At 38.4% G+C, this 255-nt stretch carries 1 pseudogene; it reads right to left on the reverse strand.

The annotated features are described in order from the left end of the window. A pseudogene (locus tag SB773_RS33160) lies at positions 1-97 on the reverse strand (hypothetical protein); the annotation flags it as partial. Positions 98-255 lie beyond the last annotated feature (158 nt).

A 255-nucleotide genomic window follows, 5' to 3' on the forward strand; every position in this document is an offset into this window, starting at 1 on the left:
GCTGGACACCCATGAAATACCCTCTTGCAATCGACGAGAATGCAACTATTGGGATTAAAGTGATGAGCAGCCATTTAATATAAGGATGATATCTGTCCATTATGGATGAGAATGAAAGTATGAAAGGCATGACTACGCACATGACCAACACGATGACTGCAGCCATTTTAAGAGCATGGATGACTAGATTATAATGCAATGTCTGTTTATTTTCAGCAACGAATTTTGAAATGGAAATATGTAATTCAAGGCTGG

This window comes from Bacillus sp. SIMBA_074 (genome assembly GCF_046534555.1).
Classification (GTDB): Bacteria; Bacillota; Bacilli; order Bacillales; family Bacillaceae_G; genus Bacillus_A; species Bacillus_A mycoides.